Below are 8,301 nucleotides of genomic sequence, written 5' to 3'. Positions count from 1 at the left end.
TTAATAATTATAGTTTGTTCGACTTTTTCTGTCCACGCTAATATACTAGCACCAAAAAACGAAAGCCACTACCGTCTAAAGTGCGGTTCTGTGCTTACAAATCTGAATTATAGGTGTATTTTTCGACTCAAGCTATTTTCTTATTAAATCGTTTTGTCGGTAATACCATCCACATAAGAACTGCGAATAGTGCAATCCCTATCAATATATAATCACTTTCCTTGACGGCTTTCGCTAGCCAGTATGACGGAAGCACCGAAAAAATATACTGCGCTTTTTCGTTTATGAAAAAAGGTGCTAAAGCTCCAAGCGTAAACAGCATTGTAAACTTGCCCACCGCCATTCCCTCAACTTTATTTGCGGAAAACGCTACAATTAGCAAAGCTGAGCAAACACCTTGCACCGTGCTTACGATTGCCAATCCAATTAACATTGCCGTATTCATGCTTACATGGTGGAAAAGTGCAAACACAATGACGCTCATAACCATTGAGATAATTCCTGTTAGACCAAACCGCGATAATAAATATCCTGTTTTCCCCAATGGCGTTACTGCCAAATAGGATATTAGCCGCTCATCAGCTTCCTCTAAAACCACCATTGCGATAACAAAATTATACATTGACGGTGTGAGCATAACTAAAAATAAATCCAGTAATCCGTAGTATGGTGATATGATGTGTTCTATAGCCAGATAGTTAATAAGCTGCATTTCGACTAAGGGAATACCAAACCGAAACAGTAGTCCCACCAAAACCGGCACAAATGCAATAACCAAGAGCATAGGGTCTTTTTTCATCTGCCGGAGCATTTGGGAATAACTCAGTAAAATTGCTTTCATAGCTTTACACCCCCAAGCCTTTTCCACATTTTCTCCGTTGAACCATAAGCAAGAACAAGTAAGAGCGTAAATACAAGTGCAAGGATAGCTATATCATAACCGGCACCGTGCGTACTCCCTGTAATTAAGGCCATGCTACTACTCAGCGGATAAAATCGCAAAATATCTGCCGGATAAAATAGATAAATAAGCGGCGGCACAAAGCATATAATTTCTACAGGTACGGTTGCCATCAGATACCCATTCAAGCTACTTATTCTCGTGGCTACAATCAGTCCCAACAGTGTAAAAATGCCCGAAGTTAAGGCGACAGAAAGCAAGAGCATTGGGATATTATTGCTATCCGCCACTACTGCCAGCACCAAAGAAACCAACACGGATATAACGGCGAGTGAAAGCACTTTAGATAAAATATATTCTATTGTCGTTACAGGGGATACAGCCAGTGCGTTTAATACCCGCTCACTCTTTTCCAATAGCACAATCGCACCCATAAAGAACAGCCCAAGAGCCGCCGGGTCGGAATATATCATCACACTTGCAGCCTTTTCTCGCCATGCTTCGGGAAAAACCAATAGCAACATAATATAGACGACTGAAAAAGTCACATAAAGAAAGTAGAAGCCATACTTTATTTGAAATCGCATATCCCCAAGCAGGAGCTTTATAAACCTCATTTTAGCGTCCTCCCGGTAATTTCAATGAAAATGTCATTCAACGTAGGTTCGCTGCTGTGAATAGACTGTATGCGATTGCTTTTCAGCAATTCTATCAATCTGTTGTCCGCCGATGTCTGTGCCAATGGACATTCGCCGGTATGCTCTGTACCATCATGGAATGTGTACTTTACGGTTGCCGCCCCTTTCCGCATTATCAAATTGTGGGGTGTATCCAAGGCTTTAACGTGACCGTCAACTATGAAGGCAACCCGATCACAAAGCTCGGTAGCATCCTGCATATTGTGCGTTGTGAGCAGAATGGTCTTTCCGTGTTTCTTTTCGTCCAATATCAAATCTTTCATTATGCGACTGTTGGTAGGGTCAAGGCCGCTTGTCGGTTCGTCAAGGAATAAAATATCGGGGTCATGTAATAGGGCTTTAATAAAATTTAGCCTTGATCGCATTCCTTTGGAGTAGTCCGACACCTTTTTATCACCGTCGTTTTGAAGCCTCACGCGCTCTAAGAGGGTATCAATGTTTCGGGGCGGCTTTGTATATAGAGAGGCAAAGAATTGTAGGTTTTGGCGTGCGGTCAATTTTTCATATAAGGTCGAATATTCAAAATCAACACCAATGCTTTCATAGAAAGATTGCTTATGCGTTTTGCATTCAACGCCATTAAGTATTGCGCTTCCGTTATAAGTTGTTATTAAGCCGGTCAATATTTTTTGGAGCGTTGTTTTGCCTGCCCCGGACGGGCCGAGGAATCCGAATATTTCGCCCTTTGCTACATGAAAACTCATGTTTTCGATAAATGGTTTATTTGTATAGCTGAAGTCTAGCTTTTCAACAGTTATCATAAATACCTCCCGTATTGACTGGACAAGTCTTTTTGGTCAAATAAAAAGCAAATTTTTTACTTTCCCTGTATTAGCTGTATAACAAGCCCCTTAATTGTCAGCTTTAATGCTTCATCAAAATATTTCTCGCCCACTTCACGTTTGTATACCATAGCGATAAAAAGATTTCGCAATGCCGTTGAAAGCGCATCAATATTATCATTGCCCGGCAAAGAAAGTATGTTCATCACATCTTTAACAAGATCGCTATCGTGCCCAAAATGCTTCTGCATAATTTCTTGTGGGAGCTTGCGATACAACAATTCTATTTCGCCGGTCGTCAAGAGCTTTAGAACACCGGAATCGTCTGCGGCCTTATAATACCGATAAAGAATGTTGGTCAATCCATCAACTGACACTTTTCCTTGAAGTCCATACACTTCATCCAAAAGCTGTTTTTCAAGCATATCGTGCTGGTCTTGCAACACTTCAAACAGTAACATTTCTTTTGTCTTGTAGAATAAATAAAAAGTTCCTTTTGGGATTTTAACTCGCCCAATCAAATCATCAACCGTTGTGCGCTTCACGCCGTAATTCAGCAGACAATATGTCGCCTCTTCTTTAAGCCTCTTTTTGATATAGGAACGTTCATCATCAGAATATGTTTTTGGCATATATGCACCTCTTTTTGACTAAGTTATTCTTCATAGTCAAAATAGCACTTTTCCATTATTTTGTCAATATATTTGCTGAAAAATTATGGATTGCGATATAAAAATCATATATGAACTGTAAAATTTTGCAGCATTTTTCTTCAATATTTAGTAGCAAAATTGACATTTGAGGGATTACCTAAGTACAAGGACAAAGTAACGTAGCAAGCACAGCAAGTGAGTACCCACTTGCGGATTTTTGCATTTTCAGGCCCCGTTGCCCCAAAATACAAAAATGCTTGTTGGGATATCCCAAACCCTTATAAGAGCGGAGGAACGAAATGCCAAACCGAAAAAGGAATATTCAGATGAAATTCTATGTGACAGAGGAAGAAAAACAGATGATTGAGGAAAAGATGAAACTCTTGCCGACACAGCGGTATGGTGCTTATCTTCGGAAAATGGCAATTGATGGATATATCATTTATACCGACACCGCCGATATGAAATCTTTTACTTTGGAACTGCAAGGTATCGGCCGAAACATCAATCAGATTGCAAAGAAACTAAATGCTGGTGCACCTGCTTATGATTCGGATTTAGAGGAAATAAAAGAAAGGCTTGAACAGATATGGCAATTACAAAGACACATCCTATCAAGTCTACGCTGAAAAAAGCAATTGACTATATCTGCAATGCTGAAAAAACAGATGATAAACTTTTGGTATCTTCCTTTGGCTGTTCCGCTGAAACCGCCGATATTGAGTTTGCATGGACACGCCGACATTCCATAGATAAGGGGATAAATCTCGGTCGCCATTTGATACAAGCATTTGAGCCGGGAGAAGTTACCCCAGAGCAAGCCCATGAAATCGGGATGCAACTTGCAAAAGAAGTATTGGGTGGCAAATATGAGTTCGCACTTACTACCCATATAGATAAAGGACACGTCCATAACCATCTGATTTTTAATGCGGTCAGCTTTACAGATTATAAGCACTATCATTCCAACAAGCGGAGTTATCATTACATCCGCCGTGTGAGCGACAGACTTTGTAAAGAGCATGGACTTTCAGTTATTGTTCCCGGTCAGACGAAAGGAAAGAGTTATGCGGAGCATAAATCCGCCATTGACCAGCTAATACCTATATCCTCCGACTTTGAAGAGTTACTTCTCCGCCTGCAGCACGAGGGATACGAAATTAAGCGTGGGAAATACATATCTTGCCGTGCCTCCGGTCAGGAGCGATTCACACGTCTAAAAACTTTGGGTGTTGATTATACAGAGGAAACGATCATCTCCAGAATTGCTGGAAGTCCACGTCCATCCAAAATACCAAAGAAAGATGATAAACGGATTAACCTGCTCATTGATATTCAGAATAACATCAAGGCACAGGAGAGTGCTGGCTTTGCTCATTGGGCGAAAATCAATAACTTAAAGCAAGCAGCCAAGACAATGAATTTTCTCACAGAGCATGGCATTACCAGCTATGAAGAATTAGAAGAAAAGGCAGCGGTCATATCTGCTACCAGTGATAAATTACTTGATTCAATTAAGCATACAGAAAACCAAATAGCTGATTTGTCACTCCTTATGAAACACGCTGCTACATACCGAAAGCTCAAACCAATTTATAATAGTTACCGCAAATCCTCTGATAAAGAAAAATTTCTGCGAGGGCATGAGAGTGATATTATTCTCTTTGAAGCAGCGGTCAAAGCATTAAAGGAAATGAATACTGAAACACTTTCCTCTGCTGAAAAGATGAAAGCAGAGTTCGAAACCCTTGCCGCTGATAAGAAAAAGTTCTATTCCGAATACAAAACTGCCCGCCAAGAAACAAAAGAATATGCCACTATCAAGAAGAATGTAGACAACCTGTTATCTGTTCCCAAAGAGCCGGAACGGGAGTAACAAAACGAAAGATGAATTTACTGCAGGTTGATTTTGGTGTAAAATATTTTGTAGAGCCAGACGCATAGACGCAGAGCCGATAACGCCAATAGGTAGTTATCGGTTTTTTGTGTTTTATAACAGAATACTGATAAGTGCTGGGCGCAGCTCCTTTTTTTAGCTAAAATAAAATGGAAGCTCAAATATTTATCATTTATTTACGAGGGAGAAACATCTATGGCAGTTGTATTTTCGTATGGTCTGATATTGGCAATCAGCATATTCATTGGCTTTGTATTTACAATCATCGGTTTGTTTCTGGGACATATCATTTTATTCGATAGCATTTTCCTTGCGGCAATCAGATATGGGATGTGCACCCAGCAATCTGCATCGTGATAGCGATTGTTCTGTTTAGGTTGCTATTCCGTCTGCAAAACACGAAAGTTGGTTTTTGGATTATCGGAATATTACTTTCTGCATTGTGGGCATTTGTATTCGGTTTTTTGGCTTACATATTTTCGTCCGAAGATATGACCTGGTTCTATGTGGTGATGGGGCTCGGTTTTACTATCATGATAGGACTGCACCTAAAAGCAAGGGACAGCTAAGACCTGCACTGTGGAAACGTGCATAACTGGTCATTCCATCGATGGAAAACAGCATTCACAGACTATGGAAAAGCTGTTAGCTTTACACAGCCTGCAAACACAGTTTCCCACAATGCCATAAACGCGACCAGTTATGCACATTACCACAATGCCTACCACTGATACAGAAAACCATCTTTCCCATCCGTTGATAAGATGATATAATTGCTTGTAGAAATAGATGTTAGCAAATTGGAATTTGTGGAGGTATTTTATGTTTAATGAAATATGCATATATGAGGCAAAACTGACCAAGTTAGATGAAATTGAAGAACTGATGAGGGAAGTAGCGGAATTTTACTTGGAGCAAGATGGTGTTATTGATGTACACTATATAAAACGAACTCACCGACAAAAAGATTTCAATGCAGTTAAAGAGGGAGAATTACCTGTTCGTCTTACAAGAAATGTAGGTAAGGTAACATATGTCTTGTATTGGGTGCTGGAAAATGAAGAAGTTCATGCAAGAGTTGGAAAACTTGGTATAGAAAAATTCTATAAACGTTGGAATAGGTGTTTAACCACAATGCCCAAAATAATTTTGGGTGAGAATATTGTTTGATTTACAAATTCCAGTTTGTCGAATTAAAGAACAACAAATAAAGGGAGCATACCCACTGGATGTTTAGTCCATTGGATATGCTCCCATTTCTCATGTAATAAAAGTGTTCAAATCAGACCTTTCAGCATGGTTTCAGTTGAATGGATATACAAGGGGGAAAAGGTATTGCCTATCGTTTTTACAGTCAATATAAGTGAGATTCGCCCTTGTTTTCAACCCTTTTCACGGCTCTATTTGTCGCCTTGCTCAAATACTTTGGACAGGAAAGCAATTCTGCCCTGAAACTCTGCTTACAGTCATGCACGCATCGTCGGCATATTCGGTTATATTGCCGCCTGCCATTTTCGCCTAAGAAAAATGTCCATTCTCGTTTCCATGATTTGCTCCTGCTCATAGGCCATGCTCCGGTTCGCTCTTGTCAGGTTTCTTCACAATCGGCGGTTTACGTTCAGAGCGTTCTCGCTTTGCCTCTGTCAGTTGCTCTCGAATGGATGGTTTTTCCTTTGGTCCGTTGTTGATGATACCGTCAATCATGCCATAATCATCTTCCATAGCCATTTCTGCATTTTTCAGATGATTTTCCGGCTGCAAAAACTCTGGCACTTGTGCAAATCCAAAACTATCACAGTAATGGGCGGTATGCTGCCCGTGCTGATGGATGACAACCACATCTGACACAGACAGAGAATGTCCCTTGAAATCCTGTGGATGGTCGATATTAAAACGAGCATAGATATTTTCCGGATTTTCATTGGGATGCATGACGCCTGAATACACTTTGTCATAATTCTGTATATCTACTGTGTGCCCCTGCTCACGGAGGCGGTCAAGGGACTCAAAAGCATAATCCCGTCTATCTGGAATATCCTTTAGCTGATAAATATCATAGGTTCTTGCATCTTCATTGATAATCGCAAAGGCTCTTGTGCCATTGCCCATGATATGATACAAGCCATCGTCCGAACTATGATGAAGCCCATACCCAACCGCCTCCATCTGTGCTTTCGTCATATCTGTTAAGGAAAAACTGCCTCGTGGGGTAGTAACTTTTTCACCTGTCATAAAATTATCTGGAGCAAGTGGCTCCTGTGCCTGCTCTAGCATTCCATCCCCTGAAAGCTCTATATCATCTGGTGCCGATATTACCCGGTATTCCTTGGGGATGTTTTCCCTGTTGCCGTCATAGTGCTCATAAAAATTGTCTACGCTGTCCCGAACATAACCCTTGTCGGTAAATATACCGATTTCATCCAAGGCGATATCCCGCCCATATGCTTCATAGTCGATGTGGTTTTTTAGATGTTCAGGAACTTCCATAGCGCCGTATTCCTCAATATACATCCGACCCAAGTCGTCATGGTCTTGAATATCAGAATAAATCTCGTATTTATCCAGATTGTCGGCAAGGTTAATCAGGTCTTTGACACTGTGAGCATAATCGCTAATCGGGATAAGCGTCTCAAACCGCATATAGTCAAAGCGGTCCATATCATCAATCTTGTTTGCAAGATAATTAAGTTCGTCCAGATTTTCATATTCGCTGAGAATATCGTTTAGACCGTCAACATAGCAATCGTAGTCGGTGATAAACCATTCTTCATATTCCCTGCCAATGCCGATACGCTCAAAAACCTTTTGCAGTTCGTCATAGGTGGTGGGAAATTTCACCCACTCTCCTACAAGAGCGCCCTCGTTATATTTGCCGAGATTTGTAATATATGCCTCAAAGGGGCAATCATGGTCATAATTCATCGAAGCACCTCCTTATCGTGCCGCCCCACGTTTTGGGGATTGTTTTTTCGGTTCAAATTCCAGCTTGAAATTAACGTACTTGCCGCCTGTATCGTCCATAATCACCGTAGCGTCATAGGTAGAATCTTTCTTTTCGGAGTACATTCCCTTGACTTTGATACACCCCTTTTTTAGAATGTCAGCGGCCATCTTTTTGGTCAGCTCCTTTTTGCGGGAGAGCCAGAAGCGGTCATTTTTCCAGAGAACAAAACCGCAGCCACGGTTTCCGCAGTAAAAGTTCTTCTTGCCCTCATATACCTGCTCACCGCAGCGAGGACACACGCCCACCGGCTCCTTTTGGGGAGCGAACAGCTTTTGTCCCTTTATAGGAAAGTCCGTGACTTTCCTATAAAGTAAAAAATAGTGCCCTTGAGATTAAGGACACTAAAAGAAACGATGTATATTTTAG

At 40.9% G+C, this 8,301-nt stretch carries 10 protein-coding genes; 4 read left to right on the top strand and 6 right to left on the bottom strand.

Annotation, left to right across the window (positions count from 1 at the left end):
- Positions 1-127: 127 nt before the first annotated feature.
- Genes NHH15_RS15135 through NHH15_RS15120 form a run of 4 tightly spaced genes read right to left on the bottom strand, consistent with a single transcriptional unit; the run spans position 128 to position 3,013 of the window.
- Positions 128-841 carry an ABC transporter permease gene (locus NHH15_RS15135; protein ID WP_262067486.1) on the bottom strand — a complete coding sequence of 238 codons (714 nt, stop codon included), beginning with the start codon at positions 839-841 and terminating at the stop codon, positions 128-130.
- Complete coding sequence (locus NHH15_RS15130) at positions 838-1,518, bottom strand: fluoroquinolone export ABC transporter permease subunit (protein WP_262067485.1); 681 nt, start codon at positions 1,516-1,518, stop codon at positions 838-840. Before NHH15_RS15130 ends, NHH15_RS15135 begins: the two co-directional genes overlap by 4 nt.
- Positions 1,515-2,360 carry an ABC transporter ATP-binding protein gene (locus tag NHH15_RS15125; RefSeq protein ID WP_262067484.1) on the bottom strand — a complete coding sequence of 282 codons (846 nt, stop codon included), beginning with the start codon at positions 2,358-2,360 and terminating at the stop codon, positions 1,515-1,517. Before NHH15_RS15125 ends, NHH15_RS15130 begins: the two co-directional genes overlap by 4 nt.
- Positions 2,361-2,416: 56 nt before the next feature.
- Entirely contained in the window at positions 2,417-3,013 is a 597-nt protein-coding gene (locus NHH15_RS15120) for a TetR/AcrR family transcriptional regulator (protein ID WP_262067483.1), read from the bottom strand.
- 320 nt (positions 3,014-3,333) lie between these two features.
- Between NHH15_RS15120 and NHH15_RS15115 the strand changes: the two genes are divergently transcribed.
- The 4 genes from NHH15_RS15115 to NHH15_RS15100 all read left to right on the top strand — a co-directional run bounded on the left by NHH15_RS15115 (position 3,334) and on the right by NHH15_RS15100 (position 6,101).
- Positions 3,334-3,663 (top strand): MobC family plasmid mobilization relaxosome protein, encoded by a 330-nt coding sequence (locus tag NHH15_RS15115; protein WP_262067482.1) that lies wholly within the window; start codon positions 3,334-3,336, stop codon positions 3,661-3,663.
- Entirely contained in the window at positions 3,624-4,910 is a 1,287-nt protein-coding gene (locus tag NHH15_RS15110) for a relaxase/mobilization nuclease domain-containing protein (protein ID WP_262067481.1), read from the top strand. The genes NHH15_RS15115 and NHH15_RS15110 overlap by 40 nt, the downstream gene beginning before the upstream one ends.
- 216 nt (positions 4,911-5,126) lie before the next feature.
- Positions 5,127-5,288 (top strand): hypothetical protein, encoded by a 162-nt coding sequence (locus NHH15_RS15105; protein ID WP_262067480.1) that lies wholly within the window; start codon positions 5,127-5,129, stop codon positions 5,286-5,288.
- Positions 5,289-5,753: 465 nt separating this feature from the next.
- Entirely contained in the window at positions 5,754-6,101 is a 348-nt protein-coding gene (locus tag NHH15_RS15100) for a hypothetical protein (RefSeq protein WP_262067479.1), read from the top strand.
- 390 nt (positions 6,102-6,491) lie between these two features.
- On the opposite strand, the gene NHH15_RS15090 is transcribed toward NHH15_RS15100, so the two are convergent.
- Together NHH15_RS15090 and NHH15_RS15085 are read right to left on the bottom strand one after the other, a co-directional pair.
- Complete coding sequence (locus tag NHH15_RS15090) at positions 6,492-7,853, bottom strand: antirestriction protein ArdA (RefSeq protein ID WP_262067477.1); 1,362 nt, start codon at positions 7,851-7,853, stop codon at positions 6,492-6,494.
- Between the two features lie 12 nt (positions 7,854-7,865).
- Positions 7,866-8,180 carry a hypothetical protein gene (locus NHH15_RS15085; protein ID WP_330639266.1) on the bottom strand — a complete coding sequence of 105 codons (315 nt, stop codon included), beginning with the start codon at positions 8,178-8,180 and terminating at the stop codon, positions 7,866-7,868.
- Positions 8,181-8,301: the final 121 nt, after the last annotated feature.

The organism is Aequitasia blattaphilus, assembly GCF_024721305.1.
Classification (GTDB): Bacteria; Bacillota; Clostridia; order Lachnospirales; family Lachnospiraceae; genus Aequitasia; species Aequitasia blattaphila.
The sequence above is the reverse complement of the archived record's forward strand: the minus strand, read 5'-3'. Positions and strand labels throughout refer to the sequence as shown.

What these genes read in the sequence shown, in the direction of transcription:
- NHH15_RS15105 (WP_262067480.1), top strand. Translation starts at nt 5,127, where the DNA reads ATGGCAGTTGTATTTTCGTATGGTCTGATATTGGCAATCAGCATATTC.
- NHH15_RS15130 (WP_262067485.1), bottom strand. Translation starts at nt 1,518, where the DNA reads ATGAGGTTTATAAAGCTCCTGCTTGGGGATATGCGATTTCAAATAAAG.
- NHH15_RS15135 (WP_262067486.1), bottom strand. Translation starts at nt 841, where the DNA reads ATGAAAGCAATTTTACTGAGTTATTCCCAAATGCTCCGGCAGATGAAA.
- NHH15_RS15100 (WP_262067479.1), top strand. Translation starts at nt 5,754, where the DNA reads ATGTTTAATGAAATATGCATATATGAGGCAAAACTGACCAAGTTAGAT.
- NHH15_RS15115 (WP_262067482.1), top strand. Translation starts at nt 3,334, where the DNA reads ATGCCAAACCGAAAAAGGAATATTCAGATGAAATTCTATGTGACAGAG.
- NHH15_RS15110 (WP_262067481.1), top strand. Translation starts at nt 3,624, where the DNA reads ATGGCAATTACAAAGACACATCCTATCAAGTCTACGCTGAAAAAAGCA.
- NHH15_RS15125 (WP_262067484.1), bottom strand. Translation starts at nt 2,360, where the DNA reads ATGATAACTGTTGAAAAGCTAGACTTCAGCTATACAAATAAACCATTT.
- NHH15_RS15090 (WP_262067477.1), bottom strand. Translation starts at nt 7,853, where the DNA reads ATGAATTATGACCATGATTGCCCCTTTGAGGCATATATTACAAATCTC.
- NHH15_RS15120 (WP_262067483.1), bottom strand. Translation starts at nt 3,013, where the DNA reads ATGCCAAAAACATATTCTGATGATGAACGTTCCTATATCAAAAAGAGG.